The organism is Streptomyces sp. NPDC048248 (genome assembly GCF_043201875.1).
Classification (GTDB): Bacteria; Actinomycetota; Actinomycetes; order Streptomycetales; family Streptomycetaceae; genus Streptomyces.
Genome location: NZ_JBICZL010000010.1, coordinates 221,087 through 247,526 on the forward strand (window position 1 = coordinate 221,087; position 26,440 = coordinate 247,526).

Genomic DNA, 26,440 nt, shown 5'->3' on the forward strand with positions numbered 1-26,440 from the left:
CCCGCGGGCCGCTGCTAGCTGTTAGGTTAGGCTTACCTAACTATTGAGTCGAGGGGTGAGTCATGCGGGAAGGGGAACTCTCCGGGCGGACGGCGCTGGTCACGGGGGCCGGCGGCACTGCGGGGGAGGCCGTGGCGAGACTGCTGGCCGATCGCGGCGCGCGGGTGATCGCCGTCGACCGCGAGGCGGATGGCATCGCCGCTCTGCAATCCGCGTACGGCGCCGCGCGCGTGATCGCCCGCGCCGTGGACATCACCGACCGCGCCGCAGTGGAAAGCCTGGTGGACGAGGCCGAGCGCACTGTCGGGCCCTTGGACATCCTCGTCAACGCCGCCGGCGTACTGCGCGCAGCGGACGTCGCCGAACTCACCGACCAGGACTGGGACGCCCTCTACGCGGTCAACACCACCGGTGTCTTCCACCTCTCCAGGGCGGTGGCTCGCCGGATGACCGCCCGTCGGGCCGGCAGCATCATCACGGTGGGCGCCCACCCCGTCGGCGTGCCCCGGGCCGGTCTGGCCGAGTACGCCGCCTCCAAAGCCGCGGCCGCACTCTTCACCAAGTGCCTCGGCAGCGAGCTGACGTCCAGTGGCGTGCGCTGCAACGTCGTCTCGCCCGGCGCTCCTCGGGCCACCGGAACCCGGCACCGCCCGGGATCGGCGGGCAAACGTGGCCGGGCCCGCGGCGCGGCCTGGACCACTCAGGGGCCGGCCGCGCCGCCCCGACCTTCCGCCGACCCCCACGACCTCGCCGAGGCCGTCGCCTTCCTCGTCTCCGACCGCGCCCGCCACATCACCATGCACGATCTGCACGCCGACGGAGCCCTGGCCCTGCGCGTCTGAACACCGCCGCGTGCCCGCATCCTCGCCCGGCACCTCCGCCGCGTCGGCCGGGCCCACCGCACGCGCCGCACCCTTCCGTCCCGACACCCGCCCCGCATCAGCGAAAGGCCCTGTCATGGCGCTGCCCGTCACCGCCCCCTCCCCGACGCACCCGCCGGACGCGGTGCGCGGGCACCGCGCCGCCGCAGCCGGACTGCCGCTCACCACCGCCCAGGCCGGGCTGTGGCGCAGAGCGGCCCTCGACCCCGGCAGCCCCGCGCTGAACAGCGCCGAATGCATCGAGATCCACGGCCCGCTGGACCCGGTGGTCTTCGCCGAAGCCCTCCACCGAACCGTCGGTGAAACCGACGCCCTGCGCGTACGAGTCGAGGAAACCCCGTACGGGCCACGACAGTTGGCGCTGGCGATCGAAGCGCCCGGACACGGCTTCCCGCTCCAGATCGCGTCCCTCCTCGACCAGGGCGACCCCGACGCGGTCGCCGGCACCTGGATGCGCGACGACCTCCGCGACGCCTTCGACCTCGGCACCGGGCCCCTCTTCCGGCATGCCCTCTTCCAGGTCGGTGAGCGCCGCTGGCTCTGGTACCAGCGGGTGCACGGCCTCGCCTTGGACACCTTCGGCCACGCGCTGGTCACCCGCCGGGCGGCCGAGATCTACAGCGCTCTCGCGGCGGGGAAGGAGGCCGGGGCCAGTCCCTTCGGCAGGCTGGCCGGTCTGGTCGCAGAGGACGCCGCCTACCGCACCTCCGAGGCGTACGCCGCGGACCGCGCCCACTGGAACCGCGTCCTGGCCGGCTGCCCCGAAACCCCCACCCTCGCCGGGCGCCGCGCTCTGCCCACGCGGACCTTCCTGCGCCGCACCGTATGGATCGGCACCGATGTCACCGGCCGGATCGAGGCACTCGCCGGCGCAGTCCGCGCCACCTGGCCCGAGGTCCTCATCGCCGCCCAGGCGTGCTACCACGCCCGTGCCACCCGCACCACCGACGTCGTGCTCGGCCTACCGATGCGCGGCCGGATGAGCCCCGCGGCGCTAAGGGTCCCCGGCACCGTCTCCCACGTGCTGCCGCTGCGCCTCACCCTGGGACCGCGGGCGACCTTCGCCGATCTCACCCGGCAGGTCGTCCTCGGCGTCCGCGCCGCCCGCCGCCATCAGCGCTACCCCTACGAGGACCTCCGCCGCGACCTCGGCATGCCCGGCACGGCCGGGGCGCCGGCCGGCCCGCTGGTCAATGTCCTGCCCTTCGTCAACGGACCGGACTTCGCCGGAGCCCACTCCGATGCGCACAATCTCGCCGCGGGTCCGGTCGACGACCTCACCGTCCGCGTCCACGACCGGGGCGACGGCGCCGGCCTGCGCATCGACCACGACGCAAACCCCGCCCTCTACGGCGAGCGCGAGCTCGCCGCCCACCAGGACCGGTTCCTCGACCTCCTCGGCCGGATCGCGGACACCGACCCGCACGCACCGCTCCCCACCGGGGACGCGCTTCTCGCACGGGCACCGCGGCGCGAAGGTCACGCCGGGCGTCTGGTGGAGTAGAGGGTGAGAAGATCGCCCGCGTCCGCCGCGGGCGCGTCAGATCGGGAAGGAACCGACGAACCATGTGTGCCACTGCCGCACCCGCGTCGCCCGGAGCGGGCCGATGAGCGACGACTCCGTACTCCTGCACACCGAAGGCCGGGCCGGATATCTCACCCTCAACCGGCCGCGCGCCCTCAACGCCCTCAATCACGCCATGGTGCGCCGGATCGACGAGGCCCTGACCGCATGGGAGCGGGACCCAGCCGTGGCGACCGTGGTGATCCGCGGGGCAGGTGAGCGGGGCCTCTGCGCCGGCGGCGACATCCGCAGCGTCCACGATGACGTCCGCTCCGGCGGCGGGGCCGCCTCGAAGGCCTTCTGGCGCGACGAGTACCACCTCAACGCCCGGATCGCCCGCTACCCCAAACCGTACGTCGCCCTGATGGACGGCATCGTCATGGGCGGCGGGGTCGGCGTCTCGGCCCACGGTTCCGTACGGGTCGTCACCGAGCGCTCCCGCGTCGCCATGCCGGAGACCGGCATCGGATTCGTGCCCGACGTCGGCGGGACCTATCTGCTGGCCCGCGCCCCCGGTGAACTGGGCACCCACCTCGCGCTCACCGGCGGCGAGATGGGCGCGGGCGACGCCTTGCTGTGCGGGCTCGCCGACCACTTCCTGCCCGCCGAGCGGCTGCCGGAGTTCACCGCCGCGCTGGCCCGTATGGACGTGACGGAAGCGCTGCGACTGCACACCGGCGTGGCGCCCGGCGGCGAACTGGCCGGGCACCGTACGTGGGTCGACGCCTGCTACGCGGCCGATTCGGCCGAGGAGATCGTCGACCGGTTGGAGCGCAGCGGCGACCAGGCCGCCAAGCAGGCCGCGCAGACCCTCCTGAGCAGGTCGCCCACGGCGTTGAAGATCACCCTCGCTGCGCTGCGCAGGGCTCGTGCGCTCGACTCCCTGGAGCAGGTGCTCGATCAGGAGTTCCGCGTCTCGTGCACCGCGCTGACCGGACCCGACCTGGTCGAGGGCGTCCGTGCGCAGATCGTCGACAAGGACCGCGATCCGCGCTGGTCGCCGTCCCGGCTGAGCGAGGTGGCGACTGCGGAGGTGGAGCGCCACTTCCGGTCGCTGGGGGACGGGGAACTCGGCCTGGCCGGCGGCTCGGACACCCGGACGCAGCCGGCCTGACACCGCCCGCTGCCGCGGCCCGGCAAGGACGCTCCGGCCTGCCGGGCCCGGCCTCAGACCGTGGAGTCGCCGGCGAGCGCGTACAGCAACTCGTAGGCCGTGTGCACCATGTGGCAGGTGCGTCCGCGGCGGGTGGCGGTGGCGGCGAGGCCGGTGCCGGAGGCGGGGTGGAAGCCGAGGAACGCCTGCTGGCCGAAGGTCGCCCCGACGTGGAAGAGCATCGGCCCGCCGGCGGCCGGGTGCTGATACCAGGCCAGGGTGTGGGTGTGCCGATGCCGCCAGCCGCGCCGCAGCACCGGCACCTGCACATCGCGCAGCGGCTGACGCAGCGGCGTGTCCTCGGCGAAGAGATGCGCTTCGAGGTAGGTGAGCAGATCGCCCGGGACGGCGCGGACGGCGCCGGCCGCGACGAAGCCGGCCATGTCGGCGCCCGCGACGGGCGTCCGGCCGTTCGTCCGGTGGCCGATGGCGTCGGTCCCGGTGGTGCCGGGTCCCAGCGTGGTACCGCTCAGCCCGAGCGGGCGCAGCACCCGGTCGCCGAGCAGCGTCGGGTAGTCGGCGCCCGCGGCCGCGCTCATCGCCGGACCGAGCAGCGCCAGCCCGAAGTTGGAGTAGTGCCAGCGGGTGCCGGGACGGTGGGTGAGCGTGGTACGGGCGAACGTCCGGACCAGGCGCTCGGTGTCGTAGCCTGCGTAGCCGTTGCGGTAGGGGTGCAGCAGGGCACCGGACACCAGATCCCGGGGGATGCGCGGCAGCCCCGAGGTGTGCGTCGCCAGCTGCCGCAGGGTGATCCGGCGCAGGTCGGCGGAGACCGGCGGCAGGTCCGGCAGGTGGTCGGTGACCGCGTCGTCGAGGGACAGGACACCGGACCGGGCGAGCGAGGCGAGCAGCAGGACCGTGTACGTCTTGGAGAGCGAGCCGAGTTCGTAGCGCAGCGCCTCGCGCGGCATCGGCGGCGCGAGGGCGGTGCCTCCGCTGACGACCGTCCGCCGGCCGTGCCGGGTGACGGCCAGTACGACGTCCGGGGCGTCGATCTGTGCCAGCGCGTCCGTGAGGCGGTCGGTGAGGCGGTCCGCGAGGGCGGCGGGTCGCGGTGCGCTCATCGGACGGCGGACAGCGCCCGGGAGGTGGCCATGGCGGAGGCGAACGCGGCCACCAGGGTGGGGTGGTGCACGAGGTCGAAGACCTCCGCCGCGTCGCCCTCCGGCATCACCCGGTGAATGGGCATCGCCCCGGACCCGGACTGCGCGGCCGCGTACCGCTCCCACAGGTCCGCGTCGAGCGTGGGCCGGGGCAGGCAGGCGTCGACGACGAGGAGTTCGCCCAGCAGGTCCCAGTGTTCGAGGTCGGCCCAGTCCTCCATCCAGGCGGGCAGGTACAGCGCGAGATAGGAGGCGATGTCCGGCGGGATGCGGTCCGGCGCCTCGCCCCAGTTGGTGAGGTGGAAGACGGTGTGCGTCACGTCGTAGGCGATGTGCAGCTGGACCGTCCAGGGCTCGGGCATCCGGCCGAGCCAGGTGCGTGCCACGCCCTCGCCGAAGTCGCTGCTCGGCGTCAGGCCGAGCTTGCGTTCGGCGTTGAGCACACCGAGCCTGCGGTTGGGCGCCATCTCCAGCGCCGACCAGGTGGTGGTCCGCCGCGCGACCTCCAGCGCCTCCTCCAGGCCGGGGTGGCGGCGGCCCAGCTCGTGAAAGGTCGCATAGACCTCCAACGGCACCGGCGAGAGGGGCTCTTCGTACTGGAGGGCCGCCAGCACGTTGCCGCCGTCCAGCAGCTCCCGCCAGGTGAAGTCCAGCAGCGCTCCGGCGCGGGCGTGCTGCCGGGAGCCGGCCACGCCCTCCCGGAAGAGCACATGCATGTTGAGCGCCAACTCCCCGATCGGCTTGAGCCGTTCGATCACCGCGCTCCCGGTGGCGCGGTCCTCGGGGGTCAGCCGGAAGTGGTCGCGGTGGTCGTCCAGCCAGGCCAGAGCCCGGTCGCCGACGGCGTGCAGCAACGCGGGGGGAGCGGCGGTCACGGTCACGGGGGCTGCCTTCGCTTTCTCAAGGGGTCGCGGCCACCGCCGCAACGGCACCGCCGTCCGCCGTTGCCTCGTCCGAGGCGATGCGGGCGAGGGTGCCGGCGAAGGCGGTCACCAAGGTCGAGTGGTAGCAGGCCGTGAACGCCTCGGCGCTGTCACTCGCGTCGGGAGGCGGGTCCCCCATCTCGGGCACGCTGCCGTCGGCCGCCTGGGCGTCGGCGAGTCGCCGCCAGGCCACCGGGTCGTACGGAGCCGAGGGCAGACAAGCCGTCACGGCCAGCAACTCGCCTACCAAATCCCACAGTTGCTCTTCCAGCCAGGTGTCCAGCCAGGCGGGCAACCACAGCCGCAGATACTCCGCGAGCTCTTCGGAGAGCCGGCCCCGGGCGCGCCCCCAGTCGGTGAGATGGAAGACGTCGTGCGTCACGCCGTACGCCGCCTTGCGATCCAGCGTCCACGGCTCGGGCATCGAGCCGAGCCCGGTCAGCTCCAGCACGGCGTCGAACGCGGCGTGCGGACACAGGCCGATCCGGCGCTCCGCGTTGAGCACGCCGAGCGTACGGGTGTGGTCCTCGCGCGCGACCCGCCAGCTGCGCAGCCGGGTCGTCGCCGGCAGCAGCTCCTCCACGGCGGCGCTGCGCAGCCCGGCCTGCGCGAAGACCCCGTACAGCTCCACCGGATAGGTCGCCCGTGGCTCACCGCGGATCAGCTCGGCGAACAGCTCGCCCTCGCGCGTCTCCTCCCAGGCGAAGGCGAACAGCCCGTCCGCCTGCTTCCGGACGGCGGAGCGGGGGTGCGACGTCCGGATCAGCTGGGTCAGCTCCGCCAGTTCGCCCAGGGGCTTCAGGGTCAGGTTGGGATCGGCGTCCGTCGTGACGTTCGGGGGCAGGCGGAAGTGGGCGTGTGCCCGCTCCAGCCACCCCAGACTGTCACCGACCATGCGGTCGAGCAGTGCCGGGGCACCCCGGCCCCCGGTCACCAGCCCCGTCCGTAGAAGCGCTGGGCGGCCGCGACATGCAGCGTCACGCGGGCGTCGCCACCGCTCATCTGACGGATGAACGCCAGCCCGGCGTCGAGCCCCAGCGACGGTGGTGACTCGGGCAGCCGGGCCAGCCAGCGTCCCAGTCCGGCCGCTTGCAGCCAGTCCCTGCGGCGCACCGCCCGGACGAAGCCGCGGGCCAGGTCGTCGGAGCGCGCCGCCAGGCCGTCGGCGAGCGTGGGCGCGAGTCCGGGGAGCGCCAGCGCGGCCAGTTGTGACACTCGGTGAGAAAGCTTTGGCCAGGGATCGTTGGTCACCCATGCCGCACCGGCTTGTGGTGCCTGTGGCCAGTGGTCCGCGCCGCTGGGCAAAAAGGCGTGCGAGGCCTCGATCAGGCCCCGGTAACTCCACACCGACACCTCGGAGGCATCGGTTCCCGGCGGGTAGGCCGCCAGCGCCTCCCGCACCACCGTGGTGTCGTCCTCGCCGCCGCGTACCGCCCGGTGGTCCAGCGCGTACGGGGCGAGCGCGTCGGCGCCGAGCACCCGGATCGCGGCCAGCGCCAAGGCATCGCCCTGGCGCAGAACTCGGGACAGCGCATAGGGGTCGCCCTCACCTCGGAGGGCGAGGGCGACTCCATGTGCGGCATCAGCGATCACAGCGCTCAGCGGGACTGCTCCCTGCGTCTGTTCAGCCAACGCCTGCCCCTTAGCGGGCGTCGGTCTTGGGGCGGGGGGTGGGGGGTGAGATCAGGAGCAGGGCCGCGAGGAGCAGCCCGCCGCCGCACTCCCGCGTGTCGCGGAAGACACCGTGGGGTTCGGCGGAGTCCAGCATGCCTTCGACCTCTGCGGCGAGAGCGGTCGTCTCCACCGTGCGGTCCGTCACCATACGATCATCTCCTTCTGTTGCGGAGTTCCAGCGTTACATCAGCCCAAATCGGGCGCAAACGGAAGAAACCGTCTCAGCGGTCTTGTTCGCGTCATCGGGGCTGGGCGAGGGATCCTCTCCTCCCGGAACCGCTCGTGACGGCCAGGTGTTATCTCCTCAACTTCCACCTGAAGTGCGGGTGTTGAGGGCGTCCGAGACGCACATCGAACTGCTCTCGGGACCGGCCCCCGCCGCGGACGGACACCTGGAAAAGTCCCCCGGATGGCCCCGTACTCCTGTGCGGGCGAGTGTCACCCGAGTCGCCCGTTCGGGTGGGCGAGGTCGCTGTCGACCCCTCCTTCCCCCGAACAGCCGGGCCCTGGCGGTGTCCAGGCGATCCGTCGCGGCATGCGCGACACCGCCTGCCGCGAACTCGACCGCACGAGGGATGACTTGCCCAGCTGTGGCGCGCGATGAGAGCCGCCGGGGGGTGGGTGAAGGGCCGAGGGAGGCCGCACGCAGCGTGGCGGCAGGGGGCGGCGGGGCGGACCCCGGTCGACTTGAGGGGCGCGGAGGCGGAGGGCCGGGCCGAGCCACAGGCCGATGACCGCACTCGTGGTGGTCGCGGTGGTCGGTTCGCCGCCGGACCTCGACATCGGCCGGCGCGCCTGGCGCCGGTGAGTCGGTGACGGTCCACTCCGATCGCCCGCGCGCCCGTGCCGGGGCAGAGGTCGCCCGGCTGGGCCGGAGCGCGCCCGAGCCACGGATCGCCGGACCGGGCCAGGGCTACCGCAACCGGGCGCGAGGTCACCGCGCCGCTCCGGCGAGCGCCTCCACTCCGCTTCGGACGTTCCTCCAACCGGGCTGGCGCATGCTATGGAGACTCGCCTTATACATTGCACATGCCAGCCGACCACGCATATCTTGTCGCACATGCAGTCATACACGATTGGTCAGGCGGCGCGTCTGCTGGGCGTCAGCCCCGACACGGCCCGCCGCTGGGCGGACGCCGGCAAGGTCGCGACCCACCGCGACGAGGGCGGTCGCCGACTGATCGACGGCCGCGACCTGGCCGCCTTCTCCACCGAGATCGCCCAGGACGGCGGCGAGGAAGACGCCTCCTATACCTCCGCGCGCAACGCCTTCCCCGGGATCGTCACCGCCGTCACACTCGGCGACGTGGCCGCGCAGGTCGAGATCCAGGCCGGTCCGCACCGGCTCGTCTCCCTGCTGACCCGGGAAGCGGTCGAGGAGCTGGGGCTGGAAGTGGGCGTGCAGGCCACCGCCCGCGTGAAGTCCACCAGCGTGCACATCGACCGCACCTGACCCCCCACCGCACCACCATCCCTCCGCAGCGGCGTCGCCGTCCCCGGCGCGGCTTTCCCTCCGCTCGGGCGAGATCGCACGCCCGCGTACCAAGGAGTCACGCCATGTCCCCCGTAGTTCCGCGCCCCCGCGCCGTCGCCGCGATGGTGACCGCCGCCCTGCTCGTCCCGCTCGCCGCCTGCGGCAACGACAGCAAGAAGGACAGCGGCGAGGGGAAGTCCGACACCCCCAGGACCGAGCTCACCGTGCTCGCCGCCTCCTCGCTGACCGATGTGTTCAAGACCGCCGGCGCCGCCTACGAGAAGGAGCACCCGGGCACGAAGGTGACGTTCTCCTTCGCCGGGTCGCAGGAAATCGCCGCCCAGGTCAAGCAGGGCGCCCCTGCCGACGCCCTGGTCACGGCCGACACCAAGACCATGGACGGACTGAAGGCCGACGCCGGCCGGCCCACCGTCATCGCCAAGAACCGACTGGTCATCGCGACCGGTGAGGGCAACCCCAAGAAGATCGACCGGCTGGAGGACCTCACCGGCAGCAAGCTGAAGGTCGTCCTCGCCGCGCCGGAGGTCCCGGTCGGCCGCTACAGCAAGCAGGTACTGGACGCCCAGAAGCTCAGCGTCCGCCCGGTCTCCCAGGAGCCCAACGTCCGCGCGGTCCTCAGCAAGGTGGAACTCGGCGAGGCGGACGCCGGCATCGTCTACAGGACGGACGCCGCCACCGCCACCGACAAGGTCGACGCCGTCGACATCCCCGACGCGCAGAACGCCGTCGCCTCCTACCCGGCCGCGACGTTGAAGACGTCCGAGCACGCGGCCGCGGCGGCCGCGTTCGTGAAGTGGCTCAGCACGCCGGAGGCGCAGAAGATCCTCCGTCAGGCGGGCTTCCAGAAGCCGTAACCGCAGCTCGCGCGCAGGCGCTGTCCGGCTCGGGGGAGCGGACAGCGCCGTGCGGCGGCGCGCAACCATGAGGCCGCACCGTACACCGGTCCCGAACCCAGGAACCCCGATGAGACGCCCCCGCACTCCCTCCCGGCCATCGGCGGGCCGCTTTCGTGCCCCCGGCGCCGGCACGCCGGTCGCCCTCGCCCTGCCCGCGCTCCTGGCGATCGCCTTCCTGCTGCTGCCGCTGGTCGGCATTCTCGCCCGCACCACCTGGAGCGACCTCGGCAGCCATCTGAGCGCTCCCGGGGTCGTCGAGGCGGTCCAGCTGTCGCTGCTGGTCTCCTTCTGGGCGCTGGGGCTCTCCTTGGTGCTCGGCGTGCCGCTTGCCTGGCTGCTGGCCCGCGTCAGCTTCCCCGGCAAGGCGCTGGTGCGCTCCCTCGTCCTGCTGCCGATGGTGCTGCCGCCGACCGTCGGCGGCGTGGCCCTGCTCCTCGGCTTCGGCCGTCGAGGGCTCCTCGGGCCGTGGCTGGAGGACACGTTCGGCCTCACCCTGCCGTTCCACAGTTCCGGCGCGGTGGTCGCGGCCACCTTCGTCGCGATGCCGTTCCTCGTCATCAGCCTGGAGGGCGCGCTCGCCGGACTGCGGCCGAGCTATGAGGAGACCGCGGCCTCCCTCGGTGCCTCACCGGTGCGCGTCTTCTGCACCGTCACGCTGCCCATGGTCGCCCCGGGCCTGGCCGCAGGCGCCGCGCTGACCTGGGCACGGGCGCTCGGTGAATTCGGCGCCACCATCACCTTCGCCGGCAATCTTCCTGGCACCACCCAGACCCTGCCGCTTCAGGTCTATCTGCTGCTCCAGGACTCCCCGGAAGCCGCCACCTCGGTCTCCCTGCTGCTGCTCGCCATCGCGATGGGCGTGCTGGTGGCGTTGCGCGGCCGATGGACCGCGGGCACCGCCGACCGGGGGAGCCGGCGGCCCGCGACGCCCCCTTCCGAGGACGCCGACCTCTCGACGCCGCACGCCGGGGGCCTCCCGCTTCCCGCAGACGACCCCCAGGGGCCACAAGAGCGTTGGCCCCTGCACGCCGACGTCACCGGCTTCACCCAGCTCACCCTCGACGCCGAACCGGGCACCACCATCGCCGTGGTCGGCCCCAACGGCGCGGGCAAGACCACCCTGTTGCGGGCCCTTCTCGGCCTGACCCAGCGAGCCCGTGCCACCCTCCGCCTCGGCGAGAGCGACGTCTCCGCGGCGGCTCCGCACCGCCGTGGCGTCGCCTGGGTACCGCAGGACGGCGCGCTCTTCCCGCACCTGTCCGCGCTGAGCAACACGGCGTACGGGCTGCGTGCGCACGGCGTCCCGCGTGCCGAGGCCCGCCGGCAGGCCCAGCGGTGGCTCGACCGCCTCGGCGTCGGCTCCCTCGCCCACCGCAGGCCCGCCCAGCTCTCCGGAGGACAGGCCCAACGCGTCGCCCTGGCAAGGGCGCTGGCCGCCCGGCCGCGTCTGCTGCTCCTCGACGAGCCGCTCGCCGCCCTCGACCAGACGACCCGCGCCCACGTCCGCCACACCTTGCGTGGCCACCTCGCGGAGTTCGGCGGCGTCTGCCTGCTGGTCACCCACGACCCGGTCGAAGCGGTCTCGCTGGCGGACCGTGTGCTGGTGCTCGACGACGGCCGCGCCCTCCAGGACGCCACGCCGGCCGAGGTCACCCGGCACCCCCGCTCACCCTGGGTCGCCCGGATGCTCGGCCGCAACGCCTGGGCGGGAGCAGCCGAAGGCGACGGCCTCGGCCTGGCCGGTGGCGGCCATCTCGTTGTCGCCGACCGGCTGCCCGAGGGGACCCCGGCCCTGGCGATCATCGCGCCCGAGGCGGTCTCCGTCCACGTCACCCGGCCCGCGGGCAGCCCCCGCAACGTCTGGCCGGGCACCGTCCGCGAGATCACCTCCGCCGGCAGCCGGCTGCGCGTTCTGGTGACCTCGCCCGAGGCTCCCGACCTCGTCGCCGAGATCACCCCGCAGGCCGCGCTCGAACTGGGCCTCGCCGACGGGGTTTCCGTATGGACCAGCGTCAAGGCCACGGAGGTCTCGCTGGTCACGCTGTGAGGGAGCGGCAGGCGGACGGGCCTCCGGCCGGCGTCCGACCCGCGCACCGCCCCCGGCGTGCGGGCGCGCCCCCGATCAGTGCGGGGTGGGCGCCGGATCCAGGACGAAGACGGGAATCTCGCGGTCCGTCTTCTTCTGGTAGTCGTCGTAGTCGGGGTATGCCTCGACGGCTCGGCCCCACCACAGGGCCTTCTCCTCCCCGGTGACCTCACGGGCCGTCATGTCCTGCCGCTTCGGCCCGTCCTGGAGCTCCACCCGGGGGTCGGCGACCACATTGTGGTACCAGACCGGGTGCTGAGGGGCGCCGCCGAGGGAAGCGACGACGGCGTAGGTGCCGTCGTGCTCCACCCGCATCAGCGGACTCTTTCGGATCTTGCCGCTCTTGGCTCCCCGGGTCGTCAGGATGACGACGGGCAGTCCCCGCATCGTCGTCCCTTCGGTGCCGCCGGAGCTCTCGTACGCCGTGACCTGGTCACGTACCCACTGGGTCGGGCTCGGCTCGTACTCACCCTGAAGAGGCATGCTGCGCGTCCCATCTGCGAAGTCTTGCGTCGGTCCCTCGCGGCCACGGCCGATCCGCCGTCCCGGCCGCCACGACCTTCGCTCAACGACCGGGGGCGTCGCAATCATTCCGCCTCCGCCGTCGTGTCGGCCTCGGCCCGCCCCGTCCCGGGTGGCGGGGCGGGCCGACAGTCACCGTTCGAGGTCGCGGGGTTCGGCCTGGCGATGTTGTCGGTCATCCTGCGCAGGACCTTGAGCGCGGTGACGTGGTCCTCGTCGGGTATGCCTTCGTGGATCTCCGTCCGCAGACCGATCACGAGCCGCTTGATACGGGCCTTGGTGGTGCGCCCCGACTCCGTGAGGACCTAGCGGTGACCGGTGCCGACGGTGAGCCAGCCGCGGTGCAGCAGTTGGTCGACGGCGCGGGAGATCTCCTGCGCGCCCCTCGACGTGCGCGAGCTGCTCGATCACTCTTTGCGGACACCCCTCGGAACCTCGACCGAAGTAGAGGTCAACAGGCGGCCGAACGGCACCTGCCCGCCTGCCGGGTGAGCCGGCGGGCGGGCAGGTTGTCAGGTCGGTGCACTCGTCACCGAGGGGGGAAGGGGCAGGCCCCCGCGCCCCGCTCCGTCACGCGACGAGCTCCTGGCTCTGCAGGTTGCGCTTGTGCTGTTCGGCCCAGTTGGTCAGGGCCGCTCCGCACGCGTGGTCGAGGTGGCGCAGACCGCTGAGGTCGAGATCCACCTCCCGGTCGGCGGGCAGCGATTCGAGCTGGTCGAGGAGCTTGGGCAGCCGTAGGAACGTGGCATTGCCGATCGCCCGTACGCGCACCGGTCCGCCGTCCTTCGGGTGGTCGATCTCCAGGTGGACGTGGGAGGTCTCCCACGCCGTCTTGGCGACGGCCAGCAGCAGTCCGATGAGGACGCCTTCGAACATGTTGATCAACACGATGGAGAGCGCGGTGACGAACAGCACGACGGCCTCGCCGGGGTGTTCGCGCCACAGCGGACGGAGTTCGCGCACCGGTATGAGCTTGCAGCCCGCGTGCACCAGAACGCCGGCCAGTGCCGCGATCGGCACCACGCCGAGCGCTGCCGGGAACGCCGCGGCGAACACCAGCAGCCAGACGCCGTGCAGCACACGCGATGCCTTGGTCCTGGCCCCCGCCTGCACGTTGGCGGCACTGCGCACGATGACGGCGGTCATCGGCAGCGCGCCGAGGATGCCGCAGACGGCGTTACCGGCGCCCTGAGCCATCAACTCCTTGTCGTAGTTCGTGCGCGGCCCGTCGTGCAGCCGGTCGACCGCGGCGGCGCTGAAGAGGGACTCGGCGGAGGCGATGAGCGCGAAGGCGAGGACCGTGCCGATCACACCGATCTCGGTCAGCCGGCCGATGTCGGACAGGCCGGGCGGCTGGATCGCGTCCAGCAGGCCACTGACCTGCACGCGACGAACGGGCAGATCCAGCGCCCACACGGCGACGGTCGCGAGGGCGACGGCGGCCAGCGGAGCGGGCAGGACCCGAGCGGCACGCCGCCAACGGGGCCACAGCACCAGGACGGCGATGGTGCTGACTCCGATGGCGAGCGCGGCCAGCGCGGGGCCGGACCGGACGGTGGCGGTGACCAGCTGCGGGAGGGCGCCTATGTTGGCCAGTCCGCTGCCGGGGGCCTTGGCGTCCGCGAGGGCGTAGAGCTGACCGGCGATCAGCACCAGACCGATGCCGGCGAGCATGCCCTGGACGACGGCGACCGAGATGGCCCGGAACCAGCGCCCGAGCTTGAGGGCGCCCATGGCCAGTTGCAGCGCGCCGGCCGCAAGCACCAGCGCGCCGAGCGCGCCGATCCCGTACTCCTTGACCGCCTCGAAGACGAGCACGGTCAGGCCTGCGGCGGGACCGCTGACCTGAAGGCTGCTGCCGGGCAGCAGGCCGGTGAGCAGGCCGCCGACGATGCCGGTGACGAGCCCCAGTTCGGCGGGGACGCCGGAGGCGACCGCCACGCCGACGCACAGCGGGACGGCGACCAGGAAGACGACGAGGGACGCGGTGAAGTCCGCCCGGAAGGGGGCGAGACGCTTGGTGAGCTGCATGCCGGCCCTCACAGGGGGAGGAAGGAGTCGGTGGTCGGCGAATGAGCCGACACCATGCCGGTGTGCACCTCGTAGAACCAGCCGTGCAGCTTCACCTCGCCGGAGTCCAGGCGTTCGCGCACGCAGGGGTATCCGCGCAGCCGCTCCAGCTGTTCGCACACGTGCTGCTGGACCGCGGCCTCGACCGTCGGTCCCTCGTCCTTGGGCAGTCCGTCGGAGAGTTGTTGCGCGAGCCATTCGCGGACCGCGGGCACACCGTCCAGGTCGTCGCCGCGGGTCTTCGCGGCGACGGCGCCGCAATGCGAGTGGCCGCACACCACGATGTCGGCGACTTCGAGTACCCGCATCGCGTACTCGATGGTGGCGGTCTCGCCGCTGGCGGGCATGCCCTCGTGGTAGGTGGGCACGGCGTTGCCTGCGGTCCGCAGCTCGAAGAGTTCGCCGGGCCGCGCCCCGGTGATCAGGGACGGCACGACTCGTGAGTCGGAGCAGGTGATGAACAGGGCGAGGGGTGACTGGCCCTCGGCGAGCCGGCCGAAGCGCTCTCGGTCCTCGCGCCGGTCGGCGATACGGGCCGTCAGGCCCCGGGCATGCGTGATGAAGGTCTCCATGAGGAGGTCTCCTGCTGATGAGTAATGCCACTGGGAGGGTGGCTGGAACGTGCTGTGGTGCGGGCCGGTGGCGTGGCCACCGGGGCCCTCCTCAGCAGCGGAAGACGCAGTGCAGGACCGGGAGTTCGAGTGGTCTGAGGCCGCTGGTGTCCCATCCGTCGACCGGTGGACGTCCCACTGCCGGTGCGGGGACGGACGTCGGGTCCGTACGGCAGGGCGGCAGCAGCCGGCCGGTGTGCTGGGGTATCCCGACAAAGTTCCGCGCGACGCGGCGGGGCTGTCCACGCTCCGCCTCGCGGTCGACGCTGTCCTCGCTGCTGTCGGACGACTCGTCGGCGGCCGGCGCGGCCCCCGACGGCTTGAGCGCCGCGCCCGCCGGGACCGCGGGCGTCGCAGCGGCGGGGGCGGTTGTCGCGCTGCCCAGGAGAAACGCAATGATGACCAGGAGTGCGGTCAGCGGAATGCGGCACAGGCGGATGACCGGTATGCCCGGTGCGCCGTTGTCCTTCCGCATCATCGCCCTCCGCGTAGGCCTGCCGAGGGGGTGGCAGGCTGAATGATCATTGGGATCCGGCCCGTGATGGGGGATCGTCCACATGGTTAAAGCTGCCCCAATAGTGCAGCATCCAGGTTTCCGGCGTGATAACGAGAAATGAAGCCATCTTCAGGTTCTTGGGGCATCTGGCAAGAATGTGTCCGACTGCCGGGCACCGGACGTCCACTCGGCGCGGGGGCGTGAACCGCCGGGCACGAGACCGCGGCGGTCGGGTGTTCCATGCGCGGGCGGCGCCTCTCGCGGACGCCTGTCGGGGCGTTCACGGCTGCCCCGCGGGCTCGGGCGTACGGCCGCCGGGGTCCGCCGTACGGGCCGCGAGGGCGAGCACCGGCACCGTCGCCAGTGCGAGGATCCCGCCGGTCCAGGCGAGGGTCGGATAGCCGCCCAGGGCGACGGCCGCCCCGGAGGACAGGCCCGCGGCGGCGCCGGCGATCGCGAGGCCCACGTCCACCAGCCCCTGCGCCGAGGCACGGCGAGCGGGCGGCAGCGCGTCGGTGACGATGGCGGTACCGCTGATCAGGCCGAAGTTCCAGCCGAGGCCCAGCAGCATGAGCGCGGTTGCCAGCGCGGGGAGGGAGTGCGCCGGTGCCAGGGCCGCGAGCACTCCGGCGACGAGCAGCGTCAGACCGGAGGCGGCGGCCATCCACAGCCGGCCGATCCGGTCCACCAGCAAACCGGTGAGCGGGGAGGGCAGGAACATCGCCCCCACGTGCAGGGCGATGACGAGGCCGGCCGCCTGGGTGTCGTGGCCGTGCGCGCGCATGTGCACGGGCGTCATCGTCATGACCGCGATCATCACCAGCTGACCGATCACCATGACGGTGGTGCCGGTGGCCACCCCGCGGCGCTGTGCACGGGTCGCGGGGAGGTCCGGTGAGACCTTCGGGGCACCGGTGGCGGCGGTGCCTCCGTCAGGGTCCGTGCCCGGCACGGTGGCGGTGGGCGACGACGCCGCATCGGATGACGGGCGTACCGGCGGCAGCGGATCGGGGCGCAGGAAACAGGCCAGGACGACAGCGGCCGCACCGAACGCGACGGTGGCGAGCAAAAACGGTCCGGCGAGCCGGGGGATGCCCCAGACGTGCGCGAACTCGCCCGTCGCCGTCACCAGGTTGGGGCCGACGACCGCGCCGAGCGTGGTGGCGAAAAGTACCGTGCTGACCGCGCGGCCACGGCGCTCGGGCGAGGCCCGGTCCGCTCCGGCGTATCGCGCCATCAGGTTCGTGGCGGTTCCGGCTCCGTAGACGAGCAGCGTCAGGAACAGCAGGGGCACGCTGCCGACCGCCGCGGCCACCACGACGCCGAGGCTGCCGAGGGAGCCGACGGCGTAGCCGAGGGCGAGCCCGGGCCGCCGGCCGTGGCGCCGGCAGACCTGGCCGATGCCGACCGCGCCGAGGGCCGCGCCGGCGGTGAACAAGGCGCTGGGCACACCGGCCATACCCGTCGAACCGAGCATCTCCTCGGCGAGCAGTGCGCCGACGGTGATCCCGGCCGCGAGTCCCGCGCCGCTGAGGATCTGGGACAGCACCAGGACCGTCAGGATGCGGCGTTGTTCCGGAGCCTCTCCGGCCCCGGGCGGCTTCAGGTCCGGCAGGCCCTCCGCATCCGCGGACATGGCTGCGGACGCGGCGTGCGGTGACGGGGCGCCGTTCCGAGCCCTCATGGTCCCTTCCCGGCGGTGACTGATGTGGTGGTGCGGCGGGTGTGACGGCAGCAGGTCGCGGGCGACAACGCCGGGGCGGCTGCCGGCGGCGTCACCGTGCCTCCGCCATGGGTTCCAGCGCCGCGATCTGCGCGAGCGACAGGTCCATCTGCCGGTGCAGGAAGCGGACGATCGTCCAGTGCGGCAGTGCGCCTTCGTCGAACGGACCGAACTCCCGGCAGTACAACGGGATCCAGCGCAGTGCCTCTTCGATGGCCTGCTCCCGGCCCGGCTCCTGCTGGTAGTCCTCGTAGGCGATGCTGCGGTGTTCGATGAAGAAGCGCCCCGGCAGCCGCTCCTCGCACAACTGCCGGTATTCGCGGGTCTGCAGGATGAGGTAGTGCCAGATCTCGTCGATGTCCTGCTCGACCGGAAGGAACAGGCCGCCGAGCTGCTCGTGGTGGCGCGAGACGAGATACAGATAGCGCAGGCATTCGGTGACCTGGCGCTGCACGAACTCCCGTGGCTGCTCGCTCGTGGCGGCGAAGTGCGCCACCACCTCGGCGTGCAGCGCGTCACCGAGCAGCGCCGTGAGGTCGTCGGCGGATATCTGCGGCTGGCTGGTCATGGTGCTCCTGTCCGGGCGGATCGGTCGTCGGGTCAGGCGTCGGGACGGTCGTGCGCGAGCCAGGCGTACTTCCCCGAGGGGCCGATGGGGAGATGCGCCCGGTGATCGAGCCGGCAGCGGCGGCCGGTCAGCTCCCCGATGCCGTTCACCAGCGATTCGGCCTCGGCCGGTGGGACGGGCGCTCCGGTGAAGGTCGTGTACGCGAGCCGGGCTTCGCGCTCGCCGGTGACCTGCAGCTGGTGGAGGAAGACGTGCGGGGACGCGGCGCCGATGCACCGGTCGAGGTCCCCTTGTGCCACCGGGCCGTGCGGTGAGGCCAGCAATTCCTTTTCCCGGCCGCAGAATTGGGAGATCCTGCCGGGATCGGGCGTGCCGTCCGAGGTGCGTACGCAGTCTCCGGAGCGGTATCGGATCAGCGGCATATGGGGATTGCGCACGCTGGTGACGATGAGCTGGTAAATGGTGCTTTCCGGGGCGACCGGCAGGAGTTCGACGCTCATCTTGTCCAGATGCGGCCGGTAGCGGCCCCGCCGGTCGCTGAAGAAGAGGTAGCCGAGTTCGGTGCTGCCGAACAGGTCGATGATCGGGCACGCGAAGTGCTGCTGCAGGAAGCGCCGGACGTTCACCGGGGTGTACTCGTAGGCGTGGACGATGCTGGCGGGCGGCGGAAAGGCGTCCCACAGGCTCCATTCGCCGACTTTCCGCACGAGATGCGCGAGGTGGTAGCCGGAGCAGTCGAGGTGGTACCAGCCGCGGGGGTGCGCTGCCGCGGCGGTGCGTATCTCCTGCAGCATCCGCTCCACCTCCGCGCGCTCCCACAACGCCGGGTCGAGCCGCAGATTGAGATAGCAGGTGCGCTCGTCCAGCCACCGGTCGTCGAGGACGGGTACGGGCTGCGGGTCCACGCCGCGTTTCCTGGCGTTCACCCGGGCCACGTGTTCCGTCGCGAGCACGGTGGTCAGCGAGACCCGTCGGCAGCCCGTCTCCCACGTCTCGGCGATGTCGGGGTGCTCGCTCCACAGCTGGTAGTAGGAGCGCAGCAGGAAATACGGGGGCCGGATGATCTGCATACGGGCGTGATTGGTGCCCGTGGAGAGCACGAATTCCGCCTCGCCGGCCTCCAGCGCCGCCGCCAGCCGGGGCGTCATCCAGTTGTCGGGAAAGCCGCGCGCGATCTCCGGCTTGTCGAGCAGGGGGAAGTGTCCCTGCTCCAGCGACCTGCGGTAGATCGGAATGTCGCGGATCTGCTCGATGATCTCGGCAGTCGGCTGACCGTCCATGGGATTCCTCTGGAGCTCGGGAAGTCGGTGCTTCGCGGGGCGATCGGAGCGTCGCACCCGGGGCGGGCCGGCGGTCGGTGAACCGTCCGGCCCGCCCCGGGCCCGTCAACGGCCGGTCAGGAGATACAGCCGGTCTTGGGCGTGGCGCTGATGCAGCCGCTCTTCGGCGCGGCGCTGATGCAGCCGTCCTTCGCCGCCTGCGCCGAGTTGGCGGCGACCCAGCCCCGCCAGACGTCGTCCTGGGCCATCTTCTTGATGAGCTGCTCCATGCGGTACCTCCGAGAAGAGTCGGGACATGCGGCGCTGACCTGCACTGATGCCGCAGCACCGAACGTAAAAGGATCGCCAATCGAATGTCAACAAAAGGCAATGTCGGTCCCGCGTGAACCGGGTCCCGTGCGCCAACTTTGGCGGATTCCGACCAAGACGATCACTGCGGGGAACCAGCTGACGCCCCATCAGAATGCGAGGTCGAAGGGGAGCGGCGTTGCGCCGCACGGCGGCCATCGATCGGGTGACCCGCCGCGCCGGTCCAACGGCCCCGGCTCCCTGTGGGAAACGATCGGGGCCGGTTCACCGGTACCAGCTCCACGGGGGTCTGCCGTGCGCATTCTGCTCATCGCCGGCGCGTTCAACAGCCTGACCCAACGCGTCCACGCCGAACTCGCCGACCGCGGGCACCACATGAGCGTGGAGCTGGCCGGCCGGGACACGCCCCTCGCGGCCGTCGTGCGCCGCCACGACCCGGACCTGATCGTGGCGCCGATGCTCAAGACCGCCGTTCCGCGCGAGGTCTGGAGCGCCTACACCTGTCTGATCGTGCACCCGGGCCCGGTCGGCGACCGCGGCCCCTCCTCGGTGGACTGGGCGGTCCACCTGGGGGAGAGCCGTTGGGGTGTGACGGTGCTGCAGGCCAACGACGAGATGGATGCCGGAGACATCTGGGCCTCGGCCGAGTGCCCCGTTCCCGAGGTGGGCAAGAGCGACCTCTACCGCAACGAGATCGCGGACGCGGCGATCGAGGCGGTCCTGTCGGCCGTCGCACGCTTCGCGTCCGGCACCCACCGGCCGCAGCCGCAGGACACACTTCCGGCCGCGCGGAAGGCCGGGCGTACCCGGCCGCCGATGCGCCAGGACGTACGCCGCATCGACTGGAGCGACCCGACGGAGACCGTCGTCCGCAGGCTGCGCGCCGCCGACTCGCAGCCCGGGGTGCGCGACGAACTGCTCGGAGCCCCGTGGTTCCTGCACGGCGGCCACCCCGAGGACACCCTGACGGGCGCGCCGGGCACGCTGCTCGCCACCCGGTGCGGCGCCATCTGCCGCGCGACCGGCGACGGCGCGGTCTGGATCCCCGAACTGCGGCCGCCCCGCAGCCCGGGGAAGCCCGGCACGTTCAAACTGCCCGCGACACTCGCGCTCGGCGACCGGCTGCCACCGCTGCCCGAACTCCCGGCCCCCCTGGACCCAGGCCAGGGCCCCCGCACCTGGAGCGACATCAGCTACCGGGAGGACGGCCCGGTCGGATTCCTCGGCTTCTCCTTCCCCGGCGGCGCGATGAGCACCGACCACTGCCGGCGCCTGCTCGACGCCTATCGCCACGCCTGCTCACGGCCGACCTCCGTGCTGGTCCTCGGCGGCGGCCGCGACTTCTTCTCCAACGGCATCCACCTGAACGTCATCGAGGCCGCGGCCGACCCCGCCGAGGAGTCCTGGGCCAACATCCACGCGATGGACGACCTCGTGCAGGCCGTCCTGACCACGACGGACCGGTGGGTGGTCTCGGCGCTCGGCGGCAACGCCGCGGCGGGCGGGGTCATGCTGGCCCTCGCCGCCGATGAGATCTGGTGCCGCTCGGCCGTGGTGCTCAATCCCCACTACCGGCTGATGGGGTTGTACGGCTCGGAGTACTGGACCTACTCCCTGCCGGCGCGGGTCGGCCCCGAAGCCGCCACGCGGCTCACCGAGCGGGCCCTGCCGGTCACCGCGGCGGCCGGGCAGCGGATCGGTCTGGTGGACCGGACCGTCGACTGCGCCCCACAGGACTTCACCGCCCGGACCGCCGCACTCGCCGCCCGCCTGGCGTCGGCACCCGCTCTCCAGTCTCGCATCGCGGCCAAGAAGGCACGGCGGGAACGCGACGAGGCGGACCGGCCGCTCGCCGCCTACCGCGACCACGAGCTCGCCCGGATGCACGCCATCTTCTTCGACCCGGCCCAGCCCTACCACGCCCTGCGCCGAGGCTTCGTCCGCAAGGAAGCTCCGGCCGGTACGCCGCCCCACCTCAACGCCCACGCCCCTGGCGCCACGAAGAGCCGGCTGCCGTAACGCGACCGGGCAGCCCCGGGGCCCTGCACACCGGCCCGTCGCCAGGCCGCGGTTCAGCCGATGACCGTGCCACGCCCCAGCAGCAGCGCGACGTCGAGGGCCGCGACGACGACAGCACCGACGAACGGCACCTTCGGCAGCTTGCGGGCCGTCAGCGCCCCGCCGACCGCCACGGCCAGGGACGCCGCGACGGCGACGGGCCCGGCGACACCGGCCGGCCCCGGTCCGCCGAGGGCGAGCACCACGGTGGCCACCACCAGCGGCAGCGGCAGCAGCACCGCTGACCGGCGCGGGCCCAGCCGCTGCGGCCAGCCGCGCACGCCCGTGGCCAGGTCGGCGGTGATGTCCGGAAGCACATTGGCCAGATGCGCCCCGATGCCGAGCAGCGCCGCCGCCGTCACCACCCACCACGCAGGCCACGGGCTACCGGGAAGCCCCAAGGTCACGAAGGCGGGCAGCGAGGCGAATCCCACGGCGTACGGCAGCCAGGACAGCGGTGTGGCCTTCAGCCCCAGGTTGTAGGCCCAGCCGGCGGCGACCCCGACGAGATGGACGGCGCCGGCGAGCGGGCCGTAGGCGAGGGAGAGCGGCAGACAGAGCGCCAGGGCGGCCACGGCCGCGGCGCGTACCGCCCGGGCAGTCACCGCGCCGGCGACAACCGCCTTGGACCGTCGCCCCACGGCGCCGTCGCGCACCGCGTCGAGGGCGTCGTTGCTCCAGCCGATGGACAACTGCCCGGTCAGCACGGCGGCGGTGGCCGACAGCACGCGGACGAGCTCCTGCCCGGTGGCCGCCGTCAGCCCGCCGGCCAGGAGGGTGACCACGACGGTCGGCCCGGGGTGGCATGCCCGCAGCAAGGCGCCCGTCGTACGCAGCGTCCGAAGGAAGCGTCGCGCGGGCCGCGGAGGAGAGCCGCACGCTGTGGGCGGTCGGCCCGCGGTCGCGGCCGGTGCCCCGGCGGTCGCGTCCGGGCGGTCCATGGCGTCCACCCGCTGATGTTAGAGCGGTCCCGCGCCGGCCCCGGGCTGCGCCATGCCGCAGGGTTCCGGCTCCTCCTCCGACGCACGCGGGCACTACGGCCGGACGGGCGACTTGGGCGGTGTCGCGGTGTCGTGCCGTGGCACCCAGGGGCATCCCTTGTGAGGTCACGCGTCACCCGGCACCCGCCCCCCCACTCGGCCGCCGTCAACCCTGCCCCTTCACCCGTTTCCGACCTCGGACCGCAGATGACCCGCATCGCAGCTGTCCATGGAGCCCTCCCTCCTCACCGGTACGCCCAGCGCGAGATCACGGACCTGGTCGCCAGGATCTGCCTGCCCGACGGCACCGACCGCCGGGTCCTCGACCGACTGCACCGCAGCGCGCGGGTGAACACCCGGCACATGAGCCTGCCCCTCGAACGCTATGCCGCACTGGACGGCTTCGGCGCGGTCAACGACGCGTTCATCGCCGGCGCGGTGAGCCTGGGAGCGGAGGCCGTCAGCGGGGCGCTGGACTCTGCGGGGCTGTCCCCGCGCGACGTCGACCTGCTGATGTTCACCTCGGTGACGGGCATCGCCGCGCCCTCCGTCGACGCCCGGCTGGTCGGCCGGCTCGGTCTGCGACCGGACGTCAAACGACTGCCCGTCTTCGGGCTGGGCTGCGTCGCGGGGGCGGCAGGCATCGCCCGCCTGCACGACTACCTGCTGGGCCGGCCGGACGACGTGGCGGTCCTGCTCGCGGTGGAGCTGTGCACGCTCACCTTCCAGCGCGACGACGCCTCCATGGCCAACCTCATCGCCGGCGCCCTGTTCGGGGACGGCGCCGCCGCGGTCGTCGCCTGCGGCGCCCGCCGGAGTGCTCCCCATGACGCGACGGCGAACGCCGGCCCGACGGTGGTGGCCACCCGAAGCCATCTCTACCCGGACACCGAGCAGGTGATGGGGTGGGACATCACCTCCTCCGGCTTCCGTGTGGTGCTCGACGCCGGTGTCCCCGACGTCGTACGCAAGAACCTCGCGGGCGACGTCGACGCCTTCCTCGCCGACCACGGACTGCGGCGCGCCGACATCACCGCCTGGGTCTCCCACCCGGGAGGGCCGAAGGTGCTGGAAGCGGTGGCGGAGTCCCTCGACCTGCCCGACGGCGCCCTCGACCTGACGTGGCGCTCGCTGGCAGAGGTGGGCAACCTCTCCTCGGCGTCGGTCCTGCACGTCCTGCGCGACACCCTCGCCGAGCGCAGGCCACCGCCCGGCACTCCCGGCCTGCTGCTCGCGATGGGACCCGGGTTCTGCTCCGAACTGGTTCTGCTGCGCTGGTAGGGACAACTCATGCTCTGGTACGTCCTGTTGGTGCTTGCCGTCGGCGCGGAGCGGCTCGTCGAACTCCGCGTCGCCCGCCGCAACGCCCGCTGGAGCGCCGCCCGCGGCGCCGTTGAATCGGGACGCCGCCACTACCCGGCGATGGTCGTCCTGCACATCGGGCTGCTCGCCGGCTGCCTCGCGGAATCCTCGCTGGCCGGGCGGCCTTTCCACTCCGGGATCGGCTGGACGATGACGGCGGTCGTGGCGGCTTCCCAAGCACTGCGCTGGTGGTGCATCCGCACCCTGGGGCCGCGCTGGAACACCCGCGTGCTCGTCGTTCCCGGGATGCCTCCGGTGAGCGCGGGGCCGTACCGCCTGCTGAGACACCCCAACTACGTGGCCGTGGTCGCGGAAGGGCTCGCGCTGCCGCTCGTCCGCGGTGCGTGGGTGACGGCGCTGCTCTTCGGCGTGCTCAACGCGGTGCTGCTCACCGTCCGGATCCGCTGCGAGGACCGGGCTCTGCTCCGCGCGGGCGCCGACGCCGGTGGCGGGTCCGGCCCGTCGGCCCGGCCCGCGGGGGCGGGCCGATGATCGACCTGCTCGTGGTGGGCGGCGGGCCCGCGGGGCTGGCCGCCGCCATCCACGGAGCGCTCGCCGGGATGGAAGCGGTCGTGATCGAGCCGCGTGGCACGCCCGTGGACAAGGCGTGCGGCGAGGGCATCATGCCCAGCGGAGTGCGTGCGCTGCGTGCCATCGGGGTGGACCTCGGCGGCGGGCACCCACTGCGCGGCATCAGCTACGCCGACGGCCGCCACCGTGTGGAGGCCGCCTTCCGCGACGGTACCGGCCTGGGAATGCGCCGCACCGCTCTGCACACCGCACTCTCCTGGCGGGCCGCCGCACTCGGAGTCAAGGTGCTGACCGGTCGGGTCGGTGACGTGCGGCAGAGCGCGGACTCGGTGACGGCGGCCGGGCTGCGGGCGCGCTGGCTGATCGCGGCCGACGGCCTGCACTCGCCGCTCCGGCACGCCCTCGGCCTGGACAGGCCCGGCTCCCGTCCCCGGCGCTACGGCCTGCGCAGGCACTACCGCGTGCCGCCGTGGACGGACTTCGTCGAGGTGCACTGGCCCGAGGCGGGCGCGGGGCCAGGGGAGGTCTATGTGACGCCGGTGGGGCCGGAGTTGGTGGGTGTGGCGGTGCTCAGCACGGCGCGGCGCGGTTTCGACGCCCATCTGGCCGGATTCCCCCGGCTCGCCCCGCTGCTCGCCGGACCCGCGGCGGGCGCGGTACGCGGGGCCGGCCCCCTCCAGCAGCGCTCCCGTCGCCGCAGCGCGGGCAGGGTGCTGCTCGTCGGCGATGCGGCCGGCTACGTCGACGCGCTCACCGGCGAAGGCATCGCGCTCGCCGTGGCCTCGGCCGGGGCCGCGGTCCGCTCTCTGCGCGCCGGCCGGCCGCGGGCGTACGAGGGGGAGTGGCGACGACTCTCCAGGCGGCACCGGCTGCTGACGGAGGGGCTGGTGCGGTGGGGCGGTCGTCCGAGCGCGGCCCGGCTGCTCGTGCCGGCGGCGGCGAGGGTGCCGTCCCTCTTCGGCGCGGCGGTTCATGCGCTGCAATGAGGTGACGGGCAGGTAACGGGTCTGCTCACAGCGGGAGTTGATGAAGTGGTGCCCCGCAGTCGGTCGACGGTTGCCGGTCAGCGGTCGCGGGGCACCGGAGCAAAGGCATGGTCGCCCGGGTCGCGGGCGGAGGTGCCGTGCTCTTCACACACCCCTGTACGCGGGGTTCATGGCGAGGGCGGCAGGTACTTGTAGCCGATTCCGAAGACGGTGCGGATCGAGGAGCGCAGGCCGGGCCCCAAGCGACGGCGCAACCGGGCGATGTGCACATCCACGGTGCGGTCGCTGGACTCGCAGGAGGGCCACACGGCGGCCATGAGTTGCTGCCGGGTGAAGGCGCGCTGGGGGTGCAGGACGAGATGCGCGAGCAGGTCGAACTCCAGCCGGGGCAGGGAGAGCTGGCGCCCTCCGACGGATACGGTCCTGGCGGCGGTGTCGAGGCGGATCGGGTCGGCAGCGGCGGCGGTCCTGGCGGCGATGCGGGCGTTCGACGGGCGCGCGAGATCGTCACGTGCCGGCGCCAGGATGATGTGGACCTCGTCCGACGGCAGCCGGTGGACCGATACGGGTTCGAGGTCGTGCAGGGTGAGTTGCCACTTGCCGTCGGGGAGCCGGTCGACCGCCACGGGTGGCCCTTCGTCGGACCCGGCGTCCGCCGGCCGGCGGAAGTCGGCCTCCGGACGCAGGGCGAGGGTCGTCGAGGGATTCATGAACATGATCTGGGCCCATTCCTCTTGCAAAGCAGGCGTGTACGGACAGACATGGCGGTGCTCGACGTTCGATGTGCGGATGTCGTGCGGGGCGTTCGCGACGCGGGTCCGGTGCTGGGGCGGGGTCGGCGAGCCGGCACGGGGGATACGGGTGTGCCCGGGGGCCAACTCGCTCCGTCAGTGCCGGAGAACGCTCGCTTGCATGCCCGTGCTCAGCCATGACGGGGTCTGAAGCCACGGCTCCGGTCCGAACGAACGCTACATGTGATCACGCGGTTCCGGAAAGTAGCTACTGCTAATCACACGTGCTCTTCGGTCGTTTGACGATCCGACTTCCGGCGCACCGGAAGGCGGTGGGCCGCAATCGCGGCAAGCGCCGCGGCGTTGTAGGGCAAGCGCATGAGGAGCCCGGAGGTGAAGGGGTCGGCCGAGTGGTTCCGGCGCCCGCGCCGGCCCCGA

General features: G+C 72.8%; 26 protein-coding genes. 10 read left to right on the top strand and 16 right to left on the bottom strand.

Annotation, left to right across the window (positions count from 1 at the left end; all coding sequences use genetic code 11):
- Positions 1 to 62 precede the first annotated feature (62 nt).
- The 3 genes from ACGFZW_RS23060 to ACGFZW_RS23070 all read left to right on the top strand — a co-directional run bounded on the left by ACGFZW_RS23060 (position 63) and on the right by ACGFZW_RS23070 (position 3,559).
- Positions 63 to 842: an SDR family NAD(P)-dependent oxidoreductase gene (locus ACGFZW_RS23060; RefSeq protein WP_393895068.1), complete on the top strand. Its 780-nt coding sequence runs from the start codon at positions 63 to 65 to the stop codon at positions 840 to 842.
- A gap of 115 nt (positions 843 to 957) precedes the next feature.
- Complete coding sequence (locus ACGFZW_RS23065) at positions 958 to 2,385, top strand: condensation domain-containing protein (protein WP_393895069.1); 1,428 nt, start codon at positions 958 to 960, stop codon at positions 2,383 to 2,385.
- Positions 2,386 to 2,488: 103 nt separating this feature from the next.
- Positions 2,489 to 3,559: an enoyl-CoA hydratase/isomerase family protein gene (locus ACGFZW_RS23070; RefSeq protein ID WP_393895070.1), complete on the top strand. Its 1,071-nt coding sequence runs from the start codon at positions 2,489 to 2,491 to the stop codon at positions 3,557 to 3,559.
- 53 nt (positions 3,560 to 3,612) lie between these two features.
- Here the strand turns inward: ACGFZW_RS23070 and ACGFZW_RS23075 are convergent, their stop codons facing one another.
- The 5 genes from ACGFZW_RS23075 to ACGFZW_RS23095 are packed head-to-tail and all read right to left on the bottom strand — an operon-like array spanning position 3,613 to position 7,446.
- A complete protein-coding gene (locus ACGFZW_RS23075) occupies positions 3,613 to 4,662 on the bottom strand; it encodes a serine hydrolase domain-containing protein (protein WP_393895071.1) in 1,050 nt (349 codons plus the stop codon).
- The gene (locus tag ACGFZW_RS23080) at positions 4,659 to 5,582 is read right to left on the bottom strand and encodes a DUF6895 family protein (RefSeq protein WP_393895072.1); all 924 of its coding nucleotides are present in this window, start codon (positions 5,580 to 5,582) and stop codon (positions 4,659 to 4,661) included. The genes ACGFZW_RS23075 and ACGFZW_RS23080 overlap by 4 nt, the downstream gene beginning before the upstream one ends.
- Before the next feature lie 19 nt (positions 5,583 to 5,601).
- Positions 5,602 to 6,558: a DUF6895 family protein gene (locus ACGFZW_RS23085; RefSeq protein WP_393895073.1), complete on the bottom strand. Its 957-nt coding sequence runs from the start codon at positions 6,556 to 6,558 to the stop codon at positions 5,602 to 5,604.
- Positions 6,555 to 7,256, bottom strand: coding sequence for a hypothetical protein (locus tag ACGFZW_RS23090; RefSeq protein WP_393895074.1), 702 nt, complete (start codon positions 7,254 to 7,256; stop codon positions 6,555 to 6,557). Before ACGFZW_RS23090 ends, ACGFZW_RS23085 begins: the two co-directional genes overlap by 4 nt.
- A 10-nt stretch (positions 7,257 to 7,266) precedes the next feature.
- Entirely contained in the window at positions 7,267 to 7,446 is a 180-nt protein-coding gene (locus tag ACGFZW_RS23095; protein ID WP_393895075.1) for a hypothetical protein, read from the bottom strand.
- 912 nt (positions 7,447 to 8,358) lie between these two features.
- Here ACGFZW_RS23095 and ACGFZW_RS23100 point away from each other — a divergent pair.
- The 3 genes from ACGFZW_RS23100 (at position 8,359) to ACGFZW_RS23110 (ending at position 11,736) form a co-directional block, all read left to right on the top strand.
- A complete protein-coding gene (locus ACGFZW_RS23100) occupies positions 8,359 to 8,751 on the top strand; it encodes a molybdopterin-binding protein (RefSeq protein WP_393895076.1) in 393 nt (130 codons plus the stop codon).
- 104 nt (positions 8,752 to 8,855) lie between these two features.
- Positions 8,856 to 9,647, top strand: coding sequence for a molybdate ABC transporter substrate-binding protein (gene modA, locus ACGFZW_RS23105; RefSeq protein WP_393895077.1), 792 nt, complete (start codon positions 8,856 to 8,858; stop codon positions 9,645 to 9,647).
- A 109-nt stretch (positions 9,648 to 9,756) separates the two neighbouring features.
- Entirely contained in the window at positions 9,757 to 11,736 is a 1,980-nt protein-coding gene (locus tag ACGFZW_RS23110) for an ABC transporter permease (RefSeq protein WP_393895078.1), read from the top strand.
- Positions 11,737 to 11,811: 75 nt separating this feature from the next.
- On the opposite strand, the gene ACGFZW_RS23115 is transcribed toward ACGFZW_RS23110, so the two are convergent.
- The 9 genes from ACGFZW_RS23115 to ACGFZW_RS23155 form a co-directional block, all read right to left on the bottom strand.
- Entirely contained in the window at positions 11,812 to 12,258 is a 447-nt protein-coding gene (locus ACGFZW_RS23115; protein WP_393895079.1) for a nitroreductase family deazaflavin-dependent oxidoreductase, read from the bottom strand.
- 104 nt (positions 12,259 to 12,362) lie between these two features.
- On the bottom strand, positions 12,363 to 12,554 hold the full coding sequence (locus ACGFZW_RS23120) for a hypothetical protein (RefSeq protein ID WP_393895080.1): 192 nt from the start codon (positions 12,552 to 12,554) through the stop codon (positions 12,363 to 12,365).
- A gap of 313 nt (positions 12,555 to 12,867) precedes the next feature.
- Complete coding sequence (locus tag ACGFZW_RS23125; RefSeq protein ID WP_393895081.1) at positions 12,868 to 14,328, bottom strand: SulP family inorganic anion transporter; 1,461 nt, start codon at positions 14,326 to 14,328, stop codon at positions 12,868 to 12,870.
- An 8-nt stretch (positions 14,329 to 14,336) separates the two neighbouring features.
- Entirely contained in the window at positions 14,337 to 14,939 is a 603-nt protein-coding gene (locus ACGFZW_RS23130) for a carbonic anhydrase (RefSeq protein ID WP_393895082.1), read from the bottom strand.
- 91 nt (positions 14,940 to 15,030) lie between these two features.
- Positions 15,031 to 15,456, bottom strand: a complete 426-nt coding sequence (locus ACGFZW_RS23135; protein WP_393895083.1) for a hypothetical protein — start codon at positions 15,454 to 15,456, stop codon at positions 15,031 to 15,033.
- A gap of 298 nt (positions 15,457 to 15,754) precedes the next feature.
- The gene (locus ACGFZW_RS23140) at positions 15,755 to 17,110 is read right to left on the bottom strand and encodes an MFS transporter (RefSeq protein ID WP_393895280.1); all 1,356 of its coding nucleotides are present in this window, start codon (positions 17,108 to 17,110) and stop codon (positions 15,755 to 15,757) included.
- Positions 17,111 to 17,249: 139 nt separating this feature from the next.
- A complete protein-coding gene (locus ACGFZW_RS23145; protein ID WP_393895084.1) occupies positions 17,250 to 17,765 on the bottom strand; it encodes a hypothetical protein in 516 nt (171 codons plus the stop codon).
- A 32-nt stretch (positions 17,766 to 17,797) separates the two neighbouring features.
- Entirely contained in the window at positions 17,798 to 19,045 is a 1,248-nt protein-coding gene (locus tag ACGFZW_RS23150; protein WP_393895085.1) for a hypothetical protein, read from the bottom strand.
- Positions 19,046 to 19,161: 116 nt separating this feature from the next.
- Positions 19,162 to 19,314, bottom strand: coding sequence for a hypothetical protein (locus tag ACGFZW_RS23155; protein ID WP_393895086.1), 153 nt, complete (start codon positions 19,312 to 19,314; stop codon positions 19,162 to 19,164).
- A gap of 334 nt (positions 19,315 to 19,648) precedes the next feature.
- Between ACGFZW_RS23155 and ACGFZW_RS23160 the strand changes: the two genes are divergently transcribed.
- On the top strand, positions 19,649 to 21,373 hold the full coding sequence (locus tag ACGFZW_RS23160) for a hydrogenase maturation protein (protein ID WP_393895087.1): 1,725 nt from the start codon (positions 19,649 to 19,651) through the stop codon (positions 21,371 to 21,373).
- Between the two features lie 53 nt (positions 21,374 to 21,426).
- Here ACGFZW_RS23160 and ACGFZW_RS23165 read toward each other — a convergent pair whose 3' ends face one another.
- Positions 21,427 to 22,353, bottom strand: coding sequence for a UbiA family prenyltransferase (locus ACGFZW_RS23165; RefSeq protein WP_393895281.1), 927 nt, complete (start codon positions 22,351 to 22,353; stop codon positions 21,427 to 21,429).
- Between the two features lie 246 nt (positions 22,354 to 22,599).
- Here ACGFZW_RS23165 and ACGFZW_RS23170 point away from each other — a divergent pair, with 246 nt between their 5' ends.
- The 3 genes from ACGFZW_RS23170 to ACGFZW_RS23180 are packed head-to-tail and all read left to right on the top strand — an operon-like array spanning position 22,600 to position 25,271.
- A complete protein-coding gene (locus ACGFZW_RS23170) occupies positions 22,600 to 23,673 on the top strand; it encodes a type III polyketide synthase (RefSeq protein ID WP_393895088.1) in 1,074 nt (357 codons plus the stop codon).
- A 9-nt stretch (positions 23,674 to 23,682) separates the two neighbouring features.
- On the top strand, positions 23,683 to 24,246 hold the full coding sequence (locus ACGFZW_RS23175) for an isoprenylcysteine carboxyl methyltransferase family protein (protein WP_393895089.1): 564 nt from the start codon (positions 23,683 to 23,685) through the stop codon (positions 24,244 to 24,246).
- A complete protein-coding gene (locus ACGFZW_RS23180) occupies positions 24,243 to 25,271 on the top strand; it encodes an NAD(P)/FAD-dependent oxidoreductase (protein WP_393895090.1) in 1,029 nt (342 codons plus the stop codon). Before ACGFZW_RS23175 ends, ACGFZW_RS23180 begins: the two co-directional genes overlap by 4 nt.
- Positions 25,272 to 25,438: 167 nt before the next feature.
- On the opposite strand, the gene ACGFZW_RS23185 is transcribed toward ACGFZW_RS23180, so the two are convergent.
- The gene (locus ACGFZW_RS23185; protein WP_393895091.1) at positions 25,439 to 25,987 is read right to left on the bottom strand and encodes a winged helix-turn-helix domain-containing protein; all 549 of its coding nucleotides are present in this window, start codon (positions 25,985 to 25,987) and stop codon (positions 25,439 to 25,441) included.
- Between the last annotated feature and the right edge of the window lie 453 nt (positions 25,988 to 26,440).